A 16,242-nucleotide genomic window follows, 5' to 3' on the forward strand; every position below is an offset into this window, starting at 1 on the left:
AAAGTTAGACACATGTCATGTTCTGGCAAAAAAAGGACCTAACTTAGCCTGTTGCCCTCTGCCAACCACTACAGGGTCGTAGTATATTTTCACGACGTGCATTTTTTCACGTAATGCATGCCAGTGTACCTTTAGTTGGAATTGGAAAAAACTTACATGGCCCTTGTCGTATGAATATGCTGGAAAAAATCCAGAGTCACTTAGAACTCTTGAGCAAATCAGAAAGAAAAGTTGCTGAAGTGATACTGAGCACTCCGCAGACGGCCATTCACTCCAGCATCGCAACCTTAGCCAAAATGGCCGATGTCAGCGAACCAACGGTTAATCGTTTTTGTCGCCGCCTTGAAACTAAAGGTTTTCCCGATTTTAAACTACATCTGGCGCAAAGTCTGGCAAACGGTACACCGTATGTGAACCGTAACGTTGAAGAAGATGACAGCGTTGACGCCTATACCAGTAAAATTTTTGAATCCGCCATGGCTGGTCTAGAGCAGGTTAAATCCAGCCTGGATGTCACCGCCGTGAACCGCGCCGTGGATTTGCTGACGCAGGCGAAGAAAATCTCTTTCTTTGGTCTGGGTGCTTCCGCTGCGGTCGCACACGATGCGATGAACAAATTTTTCCGCTTCAATATCCCCGTTGTCTATTTCGATGACATCGTTATGCAGCGCATGAGCTGTATGAATTCCAGCGACGGTGACGTCGTGGTATTGATATCCCACACAGGCAGAACCAAAAGTCTGGTCGACATGGCGCAGTTGGCACGCGAAAACGACGCGACCGTTATCGCCATTACCTCGGACGGCACGCCGCTGGCGCGTGAGGCGTCGTTGGCCTTGCGGCTTGATGTGCCTGAAGATACCGATGTTTATATGCCGATGGTGTCCCGCATCGCTCAGTTGACGCTGATCGACGTTCTGGCGACGGGCTTCACGCTACGCCGCGGGGAAAAATTTCGTGATAACCTGAAACGGGTCAAAGAGGCCCTGCGTGAGTCACGCTTTGATAAAGACGAGCGATTGATTAACCCCTTCAGGTGATAGATAAGTTTTACGTTATGCTTTGTTTTTTAGCTATATTTTGTACCCTAAATAATTCGAGTTTCAGGCAGGCGGCAAGCGAGGGAGTCCCGATGAGCTTACTCAAGTAAGTGATTCGGGTGACAAATCTGCCGGGAGCAGATTTGAACGCTGCTTGCGGCGGCCCTTAAGGGCGAGGCCCACGACGGGCCGAGTATTTAAGCGCAGTCAACGCACATGAAACTTGAAGTATGACGGGTAATGGAAAATGAGCGGTATCATCAACCTGTTTCATCTTGATATGGTCAGAGACTACGGGCATGGAAAGATGGCAGGGATTACCTGTACAGTATGATAATCAGACTCAACACGATGTTCGGATAACGCAGGTGAAATAGTTTTGTTGTAAAGTGACATTTTGCACCGTTATTCGACGCTTAATCGCAACACTACAGCTTCACAAGTGAACGGAGTTATACATGTCCAGACGGCTCAGAAGAACCAAGATTGTCACCACCCTGGGGCCCGCTACCGACCGTGATAATAATCTCGAAAAGATTATCAGTGCGGGCGCGAACGTAGTACGAATGAATTTCTCTCACGGCACAGCAGAAGATCATCAATTACGTGCCAACAAAGTTCGTGAAATTGCGGCTAAATTAGGCCGCCACGTTGCCATTCTTGGCGATCTGCAGGGTCCAAAGATTCGTGTTTCTACCTTCAAAGAAGGGAAAATTTTCCTGAATATCGGCGACAAATTCTTGCTGGATGCCGATTTAGCGAAAGGCGAAGGCGATAAAGAAAAAGTCGGGATCGATTACAAAGGCTTGCCAAGCGATGTAGTGCCTGGCGACATCTTGTTACTGGATGACGGTCGGGTACAGTTGAAAGTCCTTCAGGTTGAAGGTCTGAAAGTTTACACCGAGGTCACCGTTGGTGGGCCCCTGTCTAACAACAAGGGCATCAATAAACTCGGTGGTGGTCTGTCTGCCGAAGCCCTGACGGAAAAAGATAAAGCCGACATTATTACCGCCGCAAAAATTGGCGTCGACTATCTGGCGGTCTCTTTCCCGCGTACTGGTGAAGACCTCAACTACGCACGTCGACTCGCACGCGATGCAGGCTGTAACGCTAAGATCGTATCAAAAGTGGAACGTGCCGAAGCTGTCTGCTCAGACGCCGCTATGGATGACATAATTCTGGCTTCCGATGTGGTGATGGTCGCGAGGGGCGATCTGGGCGTTGAAATCGGCGACCCAGAGCTGGTAGGGATTCAGAAGAAGTTGATCCGTCGCGCTCGTCAACTGAACCGTGCGGTCATTACCGCCACGCAGATGATGGAATCGATGATCACCAACCCGATGCCAACGCGCGCCGAGGTGATGGACGTCGCCAACGCCGTGCTGGATGGTACCGATGCCGTGATGCTGTCAGCAGAAACCGCTGCGGGCCAGTATCCGGCTGAAACCGTTGCGGCGATGGCGAAAGTGTGTTTAGGCGCGGAGAAAATCCCAAGCATCAACGTCTCCAAGCACCGCCTTGACGTGCAGTTTGATAACACGGAAGAATCCATCGCGATGTCTTCCATGTACGCCGCCAACCACCTGAAAGGGGTTACCGCGCTGATCGCCATGACGGAATCTGGCCGTACCGCCCTGATGATGTCCCGTATCAGTTCCGGTCTGCCGATTTTCGCGATGTCTCGTCATGAGCACACGCTGAACCTGACCGCGCTGTATCGTGGCGTTACTCCCGTGCATTTCGACAGCTACACGGACGGCGTTGCTGCCGCCAATGATGCAGTGATCCTGCTGCGTGACAAAGGGTTCCTGATGTCTGGGGATCTGGTCATCGTCACACAAGGTGACATCATGGGTACTGTGGGCACCACCAACACGATCCGTATCCTGCGCGTGGAATAATCAGTACCATAACCGCTCTGCTGCTGAGGTGGCGGACGGTTCATACCAGCAAAAAGCCGGACGATTTCTCGTCCGGCTTTTTTATCTATGCGGCCTATCAGCCCGCTCTTATCTACCGTATAAGCTAATTACGGTATAAATCATCCCGACAGTACGGTTCAATCTCACCCGGTTTGCGGGTTTTCAACAGCTTCAGAATCCAGGTGTACTGCTCAGGGTTCGGTTTGACCAGAATTTCCACTTCTTCATTCATACGCCGCGCAATATATACGTCATCCGCATCCGCTAGATCGTCCATCGGTGGGCGAATAAACACATCCAGACAACCGTCTTTAGCGTTATACACCGGGAACAGCGGCACGATATCCGCACGACACACTTTCATCAGCCGTCCGACGGCAGGCAGCGTTGCCTTATAGGTCGCAAAAAAGTCAACGAATTCGCTGTGCTCAGCGCCGTGATCCTGATCGGGCAAGTAATAACCCCAGCACCCAGAGCGTACAGAGCTGATAAACGGCTTAATACCGTCGTTGCGAGCATGAATGCGGCCACCAAAACGACGGCGTAACCGATTCCACCAGTAGTCCACCAGCGCATTCTTCTGGTTGTGGAACATGGCAGCCATACGCTGACCGCGCGAGGTCAGCAACATCGCGGGGATATCAACCCCCCACCCGTGCGGAACCAGAAAAATCACGTTCTTCTCTTGTTCCTTAATACGATCCAGAATGTCTTCGCCATGCCAGCGAACATATTTCTCGATTTTCTTCGGGTTCCGAATTCCTACTTCCACCATCATAATCATCGACTGAGGGGCTGTCGCAAACATGTCATCGATGATAGCTTCGCGCTGTGCTTCCGTTAATTCCGGCATGCAGTACAGCAGATTAATGCGGGCACGGCGGCGTGCGCCTTTTGATATTCTCCCGACAAAACGCCCTAACCCACCCAGCACCGGATTTCTTAATCGCGCAGGAACATAGGCAGCGAGCGCCATCACACCAACGCCTAACCAAACCCCCCAATAACGCGGATGAAAAAAGGCGCGTTGAAACTGGGGAACAAATTCAGCGTTCGATTTTTTTTCTTTTTCCATGCCTAAACTCTTCAGATCAATCAATAAACATAATCATCATTGCCGCTCGGCGTTTAGCAACACCAACGACAGTTACGCAAAAACACGCCAGCTCGATAATAAAAAATCAGGAACCTGTGTTCTATCAAATGTTCTATAAATGAAAATGCCGGCAGCAAGCCCCACCGGCATAACATGCAATCAATATCTATCCTAAATAATTCAAGTTGCATGAAGGCGGCAACCGCATGAATCCCCAGGAGCTTACACAAGTAAGTGACTGGGGTGAGTAAGGGCGGCCAACGCACAAGCAGCTTGAAGTATGACGGATATCATTAATCAAACTTAAGCTGCGGTACCACTTCCTTAACCTGCGCAAGATAATCACGACGCTCTTTACCCGCCAGCCCTTCAGAACGCGGCAGTTTAGCCGTTAACGGGTTTACTGCCTGCTGGTTGATCCAGAATTCGTAGTGCAGATGCGGGCCAGTGGAACGACCGGTGTTGCCAGACAACCCGATGCGATCGCCACGTTTCACTTTCTGCCCCGGTTTAACCAGGATGCGATGCATATGCATATAGCGCGTGGTGTACTGACGACCGTGGCGGATGGCCACATAGTTCCCCGCCGCACCGCTACGTTTCGCAATTACGACTTCCCCATCCCCAACTGCCAGAACCGGTGATCCGACCGGCATAGCAAAGTCGACACCTTTATGCGGCGCGACGCGCCCTGTGACTGGGTTCAGACGACGTGGATTAAAGCTGGAGGAAATGCGGAATTGTTTCATGGTTGGGAAACGCATAAAGCCACGCGTCAAACCGGAACCTTCACGATCGTAGAATTTACCGTCTTCTGCACGAATCGCGTAATAATCTTTGCCTCCGGTATTCAAACGGACGCCGACCAACTCGCTCTGCTCGCTTTTACCCTCGAGCATTTCGCGGGACATCAAGACAGAGAAGGTATCGTCTTTGCGTAATTTACGGAAATCCAGTTGCCATTGCAGCGCTTTGATCACGTCCCGCACTTCTGTGCTGGTCAAACCGGCATTTTTTGCACTGCTAACAAAGCTACCACCGACACGGCCATTCAGGACACTATTGCGCCATTCGCCTTTCAGCGTCTCAATACGCTCTTTAAAATCGTTACCCGCGCGCTCATAAATGCGTGTTTCACGGCGGGACATCTGCCAAGTCAAACTTTGCAGGTCGCCGTTTTCTGCTAAAGCCCATGAAATTTGCTGACCGACTTTCAGGTTCCGCAAATCTTTATTCTGCTCTGCAAGCTGGGTGATATCTGCAATATCAATACCGTACTGCGTCAAAATGCTGCTTAAGGTATCTCCCGTAGAGACCACGTACTCATGTATGTCACCTTCATCGGCACCCTTATCATCCAGCTCATCTTGTGGAATATCATCATCCGGCGAGGGTTGGTCTATCGGTTCACTGGCTTCAGGTGTCAACGTACGTAGCTGGCTGGTTTCCAGATCGACATCTTTCACAATAACAGGAGCATCATCGACAACAGGAGCATCATCGACGTGGGGATAAACAAAAGGCCGCCAAACGGCAACAGCCAATGTCACAACGGTAAGCGACCCCAGCATGACACGATGGGGCCGAGGTAAGCTGTTATACGCCAGAGCGATAGTTCGGACTATCTGCTGCACTTATTCGTATCCTCATGATTTTTCCTCCAGGCAGCTCACATACTGGTTTGATAGCTGCAACAAGAAATCGGCATAGCTATCTCTACCCAGTGCAATATTGCTTCCCAATGGATCGAGCACACTCGAGCGCACGTCGGTTCCCTTGGCAACAGCATTAATAACGGCTGGCCTGAATTGTGGTTCAGCAAAAACGCATACGGCTCTGTGCTCAACCAACTGTGTTCGTATTTGGTGTAAACGCTGTGCTCCGGGTTGGATTTCGGGGTTAATCGTGAAGTAACCCAACGGGCTTAACCCGTAATGTTTCTCAAAATAGCCATAGGCATCATGGAACACGAAATACCCTTTACCCCGTACAGGCGCCAGCATCTTAGCAATTTTTTCATCTGCCTGCCCGATTTTATCCGTGAAATAAAGCAGATTCGCGTCTAGTTTGTCCTTATTCTGAGGCATAAGTTCCAATAATTTTGCATGAATGGCTATAGCCGCCTGTTTTGTCATCTCCGGCGACAGCCAAATGTGCATATTGTACTCACCATGATGGTGACCATCGTCGCCGTCATCATGGGCGGCATGGCGATGATCGTGGCCTTTTTCATGGTCATCATGCACCTGTTCATGGTCATTTTCATGATCGTGTCCAGCCTCTTTTTCCAGCTCAGATTTAATCGCGGGGAGCGCGGAAAGCGCGATTTGCTTTTCAGGTGAGACTTTCGCTAACGGCTTTCCGAGAAAGGCTTCCATTTCCGGCCCAACCCAAATCACCAGTTCAGCAGACTGTAAACGCTGGACATCAGACGGACGCAAGGCATAATCGTGGGGCGACGCGCCATCAGGTAACAAAATCTCAGTGGGCGTCAGCCCATCGGCAATCGCCGACGCAATGAATCCCAAAGGACGAATTGACGTAATGACCGCAGCGGATGCCGTGCTAATTGATATCCCGCTTGCGAGTAGCGCACTGGCAAAAAACACACTTTTTAACCATTTTTTTTGCTGAGTAGATTTTTTTTGTTGAATAGATTGCTGCATGAAAGTCGATCCCATCGATTTTTATGGTGTTATTTGTTATATTATAACGTCACATGAGTTATGCAAACCGAATTCTATGTCCACATTGGTATCACTTAATAATATTTCAGTTACATTTGGCAGCCGCAAGATTCTGTCAGATATCTCTCTTACCTTGCAGGCAGGTCGAATTCTGACGCTACTTGGGCCGAATGGCGCAGGGAAATCGACGCTGGTGCGCGTGGTATTAGGTCTACTGTCGCCCACCTCCGGCTCGCTGGTACGGGATCCCGCGCTGCGTATCGGCTACGTTCCGCAGAAGCTGCATCTGGATACCACCCTGCCCTTGACCGTCAGCCGTTTTATGCAACTGCGCCCCAGCGTGAAAAAGCAGGATATTTTACCGGCGCTCAAGCGGGTTCAGGCTGCACATCTGCTGGAACAGCCGATGCAGAAACTTTCCGGTGGCGAAACCCAACGCGTCCTGCTGGCTCGTGCACTGCTCAATCAGCCCCAACTGCTGGTACTCGATGAGCCGACGCAGGGTGTCGACGTCAATGGGCAACTGGCGCTGTACGATCTCATTAACCAATTGCGGCAAGAATTCCACTGCGGCGTGCTGATGGTGTCGCACGATCTGCATTTGGTGATGGCGAAAACCGATGAAGTTCTCTGCCTTAATCAACATGTTTGCTGCTCCGGCACACCTGAAGTGGTTTCACTTCATCCTGAGTTTTTAGCGATGTTCGGCCACCGCGGCGTGGAGCAATTGGCAATTTATCGCCATCATCATAATCATCGTCACGATCTACAGGGACGTATCATTCTGAAAAGACAAGGTGGAAACGACGCATGATAGAACTGTTGTTTCCCGGTTGGCTGGCGGGGATGTTGCTGGCGATTGCGGCTGGCCCGCTCGGCTCATTTGTCGTCTGGCGACGGATGTCTTACTTCGGTGACACGCTGGCGCACGCATCTTTACTCGGCGTCGCCTTCGGTCTGCTGCTGAACATCAACCTGTTTGCTGCCGTCATCGCCGTAACGCTCATTCTGGCGTTGGGACTTGTCTGGCTGGAGCGACGCCCCTATCTGGCTATCGATACGTTACTCGGCATCATGGCACACAGCGCTCTGTCGCTTGGGTTGGTGGTCGTCAGCTTGATGAATAACGTGCGCGTGGACTTGATGGCTTACCTGTTTGGTGATTTGCTCTCCGTCACAACAGAGGATCTGTGGGTGATCGCCGCTGGCGTCATCGTTGTGGTGGCCATTATGTGCTGGCAATGGCGCGCACTACTTTCTATGACGATCAGCCCAGAGCTGGCGCACGTGGATGGCGTGAAGCTACAGCGCACCAAGCTGCTCTTGATGCTGACCACCGCGTTAACGATTGGTATCGCCATGAAATTTGTGGGTGCGCTGATCATTACATCACTGCTGATTATTCCCGCCGCTAGCGCCAGACGCTTCGCACGGACGCCGGAACAAATGGCAAGCATCGCGATTATTATAGGAATGATTGCCGTAACGGGAGGTTTGGCATTTTCAGCTGGTTACAATACGCCCGCGGGGCCGTCTGTGGTGCTGTGCGCATCGCTGCTGTTTATTGTCAGTCTGATTAAGCGACAACGCGCCTAACCTATCAATCACTCAATAGTACAAAAACTCAATAGCAAAAAGCCCTTCCGGACACGTGATTCAGAAGGGCTTTATATTTTGAAGGCTGCTCGATCCGCGTTTATTGCCGGTTAGCCATTATCTGGAATGTACATTGTGCTTGGCGGAAAATGCGGTCCGCAGCGGAAGAAAGATGACAGATATCGGCTCACATTTATAAAAGACTGCCACACGAAACATTCCCATAAGAGATTTAGATACAATGAGTTACGGCTTACAACGTAGCGATAGCATACTGGGTGACGAGCTGTCGTCATCCCAGCGAAACATAAAAAAGGTGTTCACATGAGTTCCTTATATCAATCGATGATTGCCGCTATCGAACAATCGATTAAGGCATGATCATTCCCGAAGTGATTATGCACCAGTTAGCACCGCTGGTTTCCGCCTCAGACTCGCTGCCTGCCATTCTTCTGTCTGTGTTGCTGTGCCAGCTTTTCTGGTTTTCGGGGATCCACGGTTCGCTGATTGTCACGGGCACCATGAATCCATTCTGGATGACCAATCTAGCCGTAAATCAGGCTGTGCTGGCAGCGGGTGACGTCTTACCACATATTATTTCTTAGGCGATACGCTTTTCACCCGTTAACCTAAATCTTCACGCGTTAAGCCAAAATGTCGATACGCATGCTGCGTCGCCATGCGACCGCGCGGCGTACGCTGAATGAACCCTTGCTGAATCAGAAACGGCTCCAGCACGTCTTCAATCGTTTCTCGCTCTTCACCAATCGCTGCCGCTAAATTGTCCAAACCAACGGGGCCACCCATGAATTTATCGATGATCGCCAACAGCAGCTTACGATCCATGTAGTCAAAGCCTTCGGTATCTACCGCCAGCATATCCAGTGCCTGTGTCGCCACATCACCGGTAATCGCCCCTTCTGACTTAACTTCGGAGAAATCACGCACCCGTCGCAATAATCGGTTAGCAATACGCGGCGTCCCCCGCGCGCGCCGCGCCACTTCAAGCGCACCCTCAGATGTCAGATCCAGCCCTAAACACTGTGCGCTGCGACGCACGATATACTGTAAATCCGCCACATTATAAAATTCCAGGCGCTGCACAATACCAAAGCGATCACGCAGCGGCGAGGTTAAAGACCCCGCACGCGTCGTTGCGCCAATCAATGTGAAAGGAGGAAGATCGAGTTTAATTGAGCGGGCAGCAGGCCCTTCACCGATCATGATATCCAACTGATAATCTTCCATCGCCGGATACAGCACTTCTTCCACCACAGGTGACAGGCGATGGATTTCATCGATGAACAGCACATCATGCGGTTCGAGATTGGTCAACAGTGCGGCAAGGTCACCTGCTTTTTCCAGCACCGGGCCCGACGTCGTGCGCATATTCACGCCCATCTCGTTAGCAACAATATTCGCCAGCGTCGTTTTACCCAGACCAGGAGGACCAAAAATGAGCAGATGATCCAGCGCATCCCCGCGCTTACGGGCCGCCTGGATGAAAATTTCCATCTGCTCACGCACCTGCGGCTGCCCTACATATTCGGTCAGCAGCTTAGGTCGCATCGCGCGGTCGAGAAATTCTTCTTCAGGAACGGCGTCAGCGGAAATCAAACGATCGGCTTCTATCATGAATACCTCACAGCGCCGCGCGCAGTGCATCCCTAATCAAGGTTTCACAGTCAGCATCGGGACGCGAAATCTTGGAAATCATGCGGCTGGCTTCCTGTGGTTTATAGCCCAGCGCAACCAGTGCAGCGGCGGCTTCCGCCTCAGGCTCGCCGACTCGGCTGTCTGCGGCAGCGGGTGAAGCCAGCGGAATATCGCTGACTGGATTAAATAGATCGCCACTCAAGCCTTTGAAGCGATCTTTCATTTCAACAACCAATCTTTCCGCCGTTTTCTTACCGACGCCCGGTAGTTTAATCAATGCACCGATTTCTTCACGCTCAACCGCGCTGACAAACTGCGTCGCGGACATCCCCGAAAGAATTGCCAGGGCCAGCTTCGGCCCGACGCCATTCACTTTGATCAGTTCACGGAACAGCGCCCTCTCCTGCTTATCATTAAAACCGAACAGCAGTTGCGCATCTTCGCGGACAACAAAATGGGTAAAGATGATCGCTTCCCGATTGAGCTCAGGGAGTTCGTAAAAGCACGTCATCGGCATATGAACTTCGTAACCCACGCCGTTAGCTTCTATCAGCACCTGCGGCGGCTGTTTTTCCAGAATAATGCCTCTGAGACGACCTATCACGTTGCGCTTCCTTTTACGTAGGGAAAGAATGGCTTGAAGTATGACGACTATATAACATAAAAAAGGCTGGATGAATATCCAGCCTCCTGTTTCAGCGCAGTCTTCCTGCCAGCGGGTTCACTTTCACCGCCGCGGTTCGCAGCAGGCTTTGGCTAAAGTGGCAGTGAGTAATGGCAATCGCCAGCGCGTCGGCGGCATCCGCCTGCGGGCTGGCCGGCAGTTTCAGCAGTGAGCGAACCATATGTTGCACCTGCTTTTTATCCGCCGCGCCCGTTCCTACTACTGTTTGTTTCACCAGCCGTGCCGCGTATTCAAACACGGGCAGATCCTGATTCACACCGGCAACGATAGCCACACCGCGTGCCTGCCCTAGCTTCAAGGCTGAATCTGGGTTTTTCGCCATGAAAACCTGCTCAATCGCCATACAGTCTGGGCGAAATTGCGTAATGATTTCACTGACGCCAGCGTAAATCAGCTTAAGCCGTGTGGGCATATCATCCACCACGGTACGGATACAGCCACTGCCGAGGTACGTCAGATGACGCCCCTGCTGACGGATAATGCCATAACCCGTCACGCGCGAACCGGGGTCGATACCTACTATTATTGTCATCGTGCTACGATTGCCATGGTGCCGATTCGCCCGTGTGGATAGCTGTTGCTACGTTGCATTACCGACCAGCCATTACAGCAGTTCAGCCACCTCATCGGAGATCTCACCGTTGTGGTAAACCTCCTGAACATCGTCGCAATCTTCCAGCATGTCGATCAGACGCATCAATTTCGGTGCCGTTTCTGCATCCATATCCGCCTTGGTGGATGGAATCATCGATACTTCAGCCGATTCCGCTTTCAGGCCAGCCGCGTCTAACGCATCCTTCACATCACCGAACGTTTCCCACGGCGTGAAGACGTCAATTGCACCGTCGTCGTACGTCACGACATCATCAGCACCGGCTTCCAGCGCGGCATCCATCACTGCATCTTCATCCAGACCCGGCGCGTAAGAAATGACGCCTTTCTTGGTGAAGAGGTACGAAACAGAGCCATCGGTACCCAGGTTGCCGCCGGTTTTCGTAAACGCGTGGCGCACTTCGGAAACGGTACGGTTACGGTTGTCACTCAGGCATTCCACCATGACGGCCGTGCCGCCTGGGCCATAGCCTTCATAAATGATGGTTTCCATGTTGGCATCATCGTCACCGCCGACGCCACGGGCAATCGCGCGGTTCAACGTATCGCGCGTCATGTTGTTGGACAGAGCTTTATCGATCGCGGCGCGCAGACGTGGGTTAGAACCCGGATCGCCACCACCCAGACGGGCGGCGGTGACCAACTCGCGGATAATCTTGGTAAAGATTTTACCGCGTTTGGCGTCCTGTGCTGCTTTACGATGCTTTGTGTTAGCCCACTTACTATGACCTGCCATAAAAATCTCCGAAAAAAGCCTGTTCAGGCCGGATAAATAACAAATTCCTCAATCGCCTGCCGGTTGCTCCAGGACTTGGTCAACTGCGCCGCGTGGGGCACATCTAGCCACTGGTAAGCAAGATGCTCGGATAATTGCACCTCGCGCTCAGCAGGTAACGCCAGACAAAACCAGTGTTCGGTATTGTGCGTGACCCCCGGCGCATAGCGACGTCTCAAATGAGCAAATAGCTCAAACTCAATACAGCGTTGACAGTCAAAGAGTGGTAACGCTTCTGCGGATATATCAATGTTAACTTCTTCTTTGACTTCACGCTGTGCGGCATACGGCGCACTTTCCCCTTCTTCTATACTGCCAGTTACCGACTGCCAGAATTCAGGGTCGTCACGCCGTTGCAACATCAGCACCCGTCCGGTGTCACGGGCATAGATCACCACCAGAACCGAAACGGGTCGCTTGTATACCATCTTATTCGTTCTCGGATTTTCCATCCTGAGCCGTTTTCCCTTTCACGACTACCGCAATCGCAAGCTCTTCCAGCGAAGCCGAGTTAGCAAAACTTGGCGCTTCCGTCATCAGACACGCAGCTGCCGTCGTTTTCGGGAAGGCGATCACGTCACGAATGTTATCGGTGCCCGTCAGTAACATCACCAGACGGTCAAGACCAAACGCCAGACCCGCGTGCGGCGGCGTACCATATTTCAGCGCGTCCAGCAGGAAGCCAAATTTCTCACGCTGTTCTTGTTCGGTAATACCCAGAATGCTGAACACGGTTTGCTGCATTTCACCACGGTGAATACGCACGGAACCGCCGCCCACTTCATAACCGTTAATGACCATGTCATAGGCGTTGGCGATCGCCGAAACCGGGTTAACCGCCAATTCGGAAGGCAGCATGTCACGCGGTGCGGTAAACGGATGGTGCATCGCAGCCAGCCCGCCTTCGCCATCTTCCTCAAACATAGGGAAATCGATGACCCACAGCGGTTCCCAGCTATCGTCTTTCGTCAGATTCAAATCGCGACCCAGCTTGAGACGCAGCGCCCCCAGTGCATCGGTCACCACTTTCGCGCTGTCTGCACCAAAGAACAGGATGTCGCCATCTTGTGCCGCAGTACGATCCAACAGCGCAGACAGGATGTCTTCATTCAGGAATTTCGCGACAGGGCTTTGAACGCCTTCCAAACCTTTGGCGCGCTCGTTGACCTTAATGTAAGCCAAGCCTTTCGCACCATAGATTTCAATAAACTTGCCGTATTCATCAATCTGCTTACGACTCAGTTGTGCACCGCTCGGAACACGGATAGCGGCAACGCGGCCTTTAGCATCGTTTGCTGGGCCGGAGAAGACTTTGAATTCAATGTCTTTAACCAGATCGGCAACGTCGACTAGTTCCAGCGGATTACGCAAATCTGGCTTGTCGGAACCGAAACGGCGCATCGCTTCTGCGAACGTCATGATCGGGAAATCGCCCAGATCGACACCTTTCACGTCCTGCCACAGTTCACGCACCAGCTTCTCCATCACTTCACGCACCTGTGGCGCGGTCATGAAAGAGGTTTCCACATCGATCTGGGTAAATTCTGGCTGCCTGTCGGCACGCAGGTCTTCGTCACGGAAGCATTTGACGATCTGATAGTAGCGGTCAAAGCCGGACATCATCAGCAGCTGTTTGAACAGCTGTGGGGACTGCGGCAGCGCATAAAATTTGCCTTTATGTACGCGGCTCGGCACCAGATAGTCACGCGCGCCTTCCGGCGTCGCTTTCGTCAACATCGGGGTTTCGATGTCCAAGAAGCCGTGGTCGTCCATAAAACGACGCACAAAACTGGTGATACGGGCACGCGTTTTCAGGCGCTGCGCCATTTCAGGACGGCGCAAATCCAGATAGCGGAATTTGAGACGCGCTTCTTCGGTATTGGTTTGGTTGGAGTCCAACGGCAGCGCTTCAGAACGGTTAACGATCGTCAGTGCGTTGGCAAAAATCTCGACTTCGCCCGTCGCCATATCTTTGTTGATTTGGCTTTCTGGACGGGCACGGACGACACCGGTAAGTTGGATGCAGAACTCGTTACGCAACTCGGATGCCAGTTTAAATGCGTCCTGACGATCCGGGTCAAAAAACACCTGAACCAGCCCTTCGCGGTCACGCATATCAATAAAAATCAAACCACCCAGATCGCGGCGGCGGTTAACCCAACCGCACAATGTCACTTCCTGGCCCACATGGGACGAATTCAACTGCCCGCAATAATTAGTACGCATCACGATGTCCTTTTACTCATCCGCCAGCTCACACGTTTTCACGGTAGATCACTTTTCACGGTAAATCACAGTGCAAAAACAGTGGCATTTTCGCTGCACGGCATGGTTTTTCTGGGTTACTGTCCGATGAAAAAAGGCGGTTATTATAAAGGATATTCGCCCGAACGATAAGCATGAAGGTAACGCTCTGCGACGCTGCCGCCTACTCTTTTTACGAAATTTCCTTTCCGGTTAACGGAATGTTCACTAATCGAGGCAGAGTTGTTGCAAAACCGATCTTCCCTTGCATGCCTCTTTCAATGTGAAGGACAATACCACCGAGAGCGTTGCTCTGTGGATTTATGAACAGCAAGAGTGGGAAGTGCTTGAGCAGTTTTTAACCCAGTTGGGTGCCGATGAGGAAAATGGCTTTGGCATGATCATGGAAGCCGCACTGTGGGCGGACGAGATTTTATAAACGATGTCTCCCAGTTCACTCGCACTGCCCCGACAATTACGCGATAATGCTCGGCATTCTATTGATGGCGACGACATGATGTATATCGGATTACCACAATGGCAGCATCCCGCCTGGAGTCGGTTGGGCTTAAACGACCTTGCCGACTACAGCCGCTATTTTACCTGTGTTGAAGGTAATACGACCTTTTATGCGTTACCTTCACGCGAGGTTGTCGAGCGCTGGCGTGATATGACGCATGATGACTTTCGCTTTTGTTTCAAGTTTCCCTCAGCGATCAGCCATAAAGCCGCCTTGCAGAACTGTGCTAGCGATGTCGGACTTTTTTATCAATGCCTTGAACCGATTGCACACCGTATCGGACAACTCTGGCTGCAACTTCCCGCGACTTTCAGCCCTGCGCAGTTGCCCGTGCTGTGGCGATTTCTTGATGCTTTGCCGCAGGAATTTAGCTACGGTGTGGAAGTCCGCCACCCGCTGTTTTTTGCCAAAGGCGATGAAGAACGCGCGCTGAATCAGGGGCTACAGCAGCGCAGAATTAACCGCGTGATCCTCGACAGCCGCCCGGTTCACCATGCCGCACCAGAGAGCGCTGCGATGCGTGAAGCCCAGCGGAAGAAGCCTCGCGTGCCGGTTCACGCTGTGCTGACGGCCACGCAGCCGCTGATTCGCTTTATCGGCAGTGAAAAGCAGGAAGAAAATCTTCGTTGGTTCGAGTCATGGCGTAACAAGCTGCCGCAGTGGCGTGAGGCAAATCCCTTCTTCTTTATCCATACACCAGATATCGGTGATGCCCCACCGTTGGCGCAGCAGCTTTGGCCCTTGCTCGCCGAAATCGACCCGACCTTTCCGCCCCCGCCGGATTGGCCACAGCAGGCAACGCTCTTTTGATATATCCGCTGATACCTCTGCCACTGGCATGTGTTAGCCCGTTTGGTTATAAACAATTTTGCAACGCAACGCATTTCCGCTAAAAAAATCGGCCTTTACAGGCGACAGTTGCGTTAGGTAAAGCTATTATTCTGCAAGCCGTTTTCGGTTAGGTTACGGAGTAAAACATGGTAAGTGCGCTCTATATCGTGCTTGGCGCAATCTTGTTGATAAAGCTGTCTATTGATGTTGTGAAACTCAGAATGCAGTATCGCGTGGCGTATGGAGACGGCGGGTTTTATGAATTGCAAACGGCGATCCGGGTACATGGCAATGCGGTGGAATACATTCCGATTGCGGCGATTCTGCTGGTGCTGATGGAAATGAACGGCGCCCTTATCATCATGATCCACTTCTGCGGTATTTTATTGATTACTGGGCGTCTAGCGCACTATTATGGACTTCGGCATCGCGAATTCCGCTGGCGACGTTCCGGTATGTCGGCAACCTACGCCTCACTCATTCTGATGATTGCAGCAAACCTCTATTATCTTCCCTGGGATCTGGTTTTCACGCTGTACTGATGGCGTGAGACAAAAACTATCACCGCCTCTCTCGGG

General features: G+C 51.7%; 16 protein-coding genes and 1 pseudogene. 8 read left to right on the forward strand and 9 right to left on the reverse strand.

Features of this window, described 5'->3' with window-relative positions; genetic code table 11:
- Window positions 1-170 precede the first annotated feature (170 nt).
- A complete protein-coding gene (locus DMB82_RS11740; protein WP_102117834.1) occupies window positions 171-1,040 on the forward strand; it encodes a MurR/RpiR family transcriptional regulator in 870 nt (289 codons plus the stop codon).
- A gap of 458 nt (window positions 1,041-1,498) precedes the next feature.
- On the forward strand, window positions 1,499-2,941 hold the full coding sequence (gene pyk, locus DMB82_RS11745) for a pyruvate kinase (protein ID WP_102117833.1): 1,443 nt from the start codon (window positions 1,499-1,501) through the stop codon (window positions 2,939-2,941).
- Between the two features lie 124 nt (window positions 2,942-3,065).
- Here the strand turns inward: pyk and lpxM are convergent, their stop codons facing one another.
- From lpxM to znuA, 3 genes are all read right to left on the reverse strand, one after another.
- Window positions 3,066-4,037, reverse strand: a complete 972-nt coding sequence (lpxM, locus tag DMB82_RS11750) for a lauroyl-Kdo(2)-lipid IV(A) myristoyltransferase (RefSeq protein ID WP_039544604.1) — start codon at window positions 4,035-4,037, stop codon at window positions 3,066-3,068.
- 314 nt (window positions 4,038-4,351) lie between these two features.
- A complete protein-coding gene (gene mepM, locus DMB82_RS11755; protein ID WP_116155785.1) occupies window positions 4,352-5,692 on the reverse strand; it encodes a murein DD-endopeptidase MepM in 1,341 nt (446 codons plus the stop codon).
- A 12-nt stretch (window positions 5,693-5,704) separates the two neighbouring features.
- A complete protein-coding gene (gene znuA / locus DMB82_RS11760; protein ID WP_102117831.1) occupies window positions 5,705-6,724 on the reverse strand; it encodes a zinc ABC transporter substrate-binding protein ZnuA in 1,020 nt (339 codons plus the stop codon).
- 76 nt (window positions 6,725-6,800) lie between these two features.
- Between znuA and znuC the strand changes: the two genes are divergently transcribed.
- The 3 genes and pseudogenes from znuC to DMB82_RS11775 form a co-directional block, all read left to right on the forward strand.
- Window positions 6,801-7,559, forward strand: coding sequence for a zinc ABC transporter ATP-binding protein ZnuC (znuC, locus tag DMB82_RS11765; RefSeq protein WP_102117924.1), 759 nt, complete (start codon window positions 6,801-6,803; stop codon window positions 7,557-7,559).
- On the forward strand, window positions 7,556-8,341 hold the full coding sequence (gene znuB, locus DMB82_RS11770) for a zinc ABC transporter permease subunit ZnuB (protein ID WP_102117830.1): 786 nt from the start codon (window positions 7,556-7,558) through the stop codon (window positions 8,339-8,341). The genes znuC and znuB overlap by 4 nt, the downstream gene beginning before the upstream one ends.
- A gap of 374 nt (window positions 8,342-8,715) precedes the next feature.
- Window positions 8,716-8,937, forward strand: a pseudogene (locus tag DMB82_RS11775) (PTS transporter subunit EIIC); the annotation flags it as partial.
- 28 nt (window positions 8,938-8,965) lie between these two features.
- On the opposite strand, the gene ruvB reads toward DMB82_RS11775, so the two are convergent.
- The 6 genes from ruvB to aspS all read right to left on the reverse strand — a co-directional run bounded on the left by ruvB (window position 8,966) and on the right by aspS (window position 14,295).
- Complete coding sequence (ruvB, locus tag DMB82_RS11780) at window positions 8,966-9,976, reverse strand: Holliday junction branch migration DNA helicase RuvB (protein ID WP_102117923.1); 1,011 nt, start codon at window positions 9,974-9,976, stop codon at window positions 8,966-8,968.
- Between the two features lie 7 nt (window positions 9,977-9,983).
- Entirely contained in the window at window positions 9,984-10,601 is a 618-nt protein-coding gene (ruvA, locus tag DMB82_RS11785; RefSeq protein WP_102117829.1) for a Holliday junction branch migration protein RuvA, read from the reverse strand.
- A gap of 91 nt (window positions 10,602-10,692) precedes the next feature.
- Window positions 10,693-11,214 carry a crossover junction endodeoxyribonuclease RuvC gene (gene ruvC / locus DMB82_RS11790; RefSeq protein ID WP_116155782.1) on the reverse strand — a complete coding sequence of 174 codons (522 nt, stop codon included), beginning with the start codon at window positions 11,212-11,214 and terminating at the stop codon, window positions 10,693-10,695.
- Window positions 11,215-11,286: 72 nt separating this feature from the next.
- The gene (locus DMB82_RS11795; RefSeq protein WP_010275900.1) at window positions 11,287-12,030 is read right to left on the reverse strand and encodes a YebC/PmpR family DNA-binding transcriptional regulator; all 744 of its coding nucleotides are present in this window, start codon (window positions 12,028-12,030) and stop codon (window positions 11,287-11,289) included.
- Between the two features lie 23 nt (window positions 12,031-12,053).
- Entirely contained in the window at window positions 12,054-12,497 is a 444-nt protein-coding gene (gene nudB, locus DMB82_RS11800; RefSeq protein ID WP_102117827.1) for a dihydroneopterin triphosphate diphosphatase, read from the reverse strand.
- Window position 12,498: 1 nt separating this feature from the next.
- Window positions 12,499-14,295, reverse strand: coding sequence for an aspartate--tRNA ligase (gene aspS, locus DMB82_RS11805; RefSeq protein WP_116162340.1), 1,797 nt, complete (start codon window positions 14,293-14,295; stop codon window positions 12,499-12,501).
- Window positions 14,296-14,596: 301 nt separating this feature from the next.
- Here aspS and DMB82_RS11810 point away from each other — a divergent pair, with 301 nt between their 5' ends.
- The 3 genes from DMB82_RS11810 (at window position 14,597) to DMB82_RS11820 (ending at window position 16,206) form a co-directional block, all read left to right on the forward strand.
- Entirely contained in the window at window positions 14,597-14,752 is a 156-nt protein-coding gene (locus tag DMB82_RS11810) for a hypothetical protein (RefSeq protein WP_228399991.1), read from the forward strand.
- 78 nt (window positions 14,753-14,830) lie between these two features.
- Complete coding sequence (locus DMB82_RS11815; protein WP_102117825.1) at window positions 14,831-15,643, forward strand: DUF72 domain-containing protein; 813 nt, start codon at window positions 14,831-14,833, stop codon at window positions 15,641-15,643.
- 167 nt (window positions 15,644-15,810) lie between these two features.
- Window positions 15,811-16,206 (forward strand): MAPEG family protein, encoded by a 396-nt coding sequence (locus DMB82_RS11820; protein WP_011094055.1) that lies wholly within the window; start codon window positions 15,811-15,813, stop codon window positions 16,204-16,206.
- The last annotated feature ends 36 nt before the right edge of the window (window positions 16,207-16,242 follow it).

The organism is Pectobacterium aquaticum (assembly GCF_003382565.3).
Lineage (GTDB): Bacteria > Pseudomonadota > Gammaproteobacteria > Enterobacterales > Enterobacteriaceae > Pectobacterium > Pectobacterium aquaticum.

Bases quoted from the DNA above. Each gene is read 5' to 3' on its own strand.
- DMB82_RS11740 (WP_102117834.1), top strand. From the start codon at position 171: ATGAATATGCTGGAAAAAATCCAGAGTCACTTAGAACTCTTGAGCAAA.
- pyk (WP_102117833.1), top strand. From the start codon at position 1,499: ATGTCCAGACGGCTCAGAAGAACCAAGATTGTCACCACCCTGGGGCCC.
- lpxM (WP_039544604.1), bottom strand. From the start codon at position 4,037: ATGGAAAAAGAAAAAAAATCGAACGCTGAATTTGTTCCCCAGTTTCAA.
- znuA (WP_102117831.1), bottom strand. From the start codon at position 6,724: ATGCAGCAATCTATTCAACAAAAAAAATCTACTCAGCAAAAAAAATGG.
- znuC (WP_102117924.1), top strand. From the start codon at position 6,801: ATGTCCACATTGGTATCACTTAATAATATTTCAGTTACATTTGGCAGC.
- znuB (WP_102117830.1), top strand. From the start codon at position 7,556: ATGATAGAACTGTTGTTTCCCGGTTGGCTGGCGGGGATGTTGCTGGCG.
- ruvB (WP_102117923.1), bottom strand. From the start codon at position 9,976: ATGATAGAAGCCGATCGTTTGATTTCCGCTGACGCCGTTCCTGAAGAA.
- ruvC (WP_116155782.1), bottom strand. From the start codon at position 11,214: ATGACAATAATAGTAGGTATCGACCCCGGTTCGCGCGTGACGGGTTAT.
- DMB82_RS11795 (WP_010275900.1), bottom strand. From the start codon at position 12,030: ATGGCAGGTCATAGTAAGTGGGCTAACACAAAGCATCGTAAAGCAGCA.
- nudB (WP_102117827.1), bottom strand. From the start codon at position 12,497: ATGGTATACAAGCGACCCGTTTCGGTTCTGGTGGTGATCTATGCCCGT.
- aspS (WP_116162340.1), bottom strand. From the start codon at position 14,295: ATGCGTACTAATTATTGCGGGCAGTTGAATTCGTCCCATGTGGGCCAG.
- DMB82_RS11815 (WP_102117825.1), top strand. From the start codon at position 14,831: ATGTATATCGGATTACCACAATGGCAGCATCCCGCCTGGAGTCGGTTG.
- DMB82_RS11820 (WP_011094055.1), top strand. From the start codon at position 15,811: ATGGTAAGTGCGCTCTATATCGTGCTTGGCGCAATCTTGTTGATAAAG.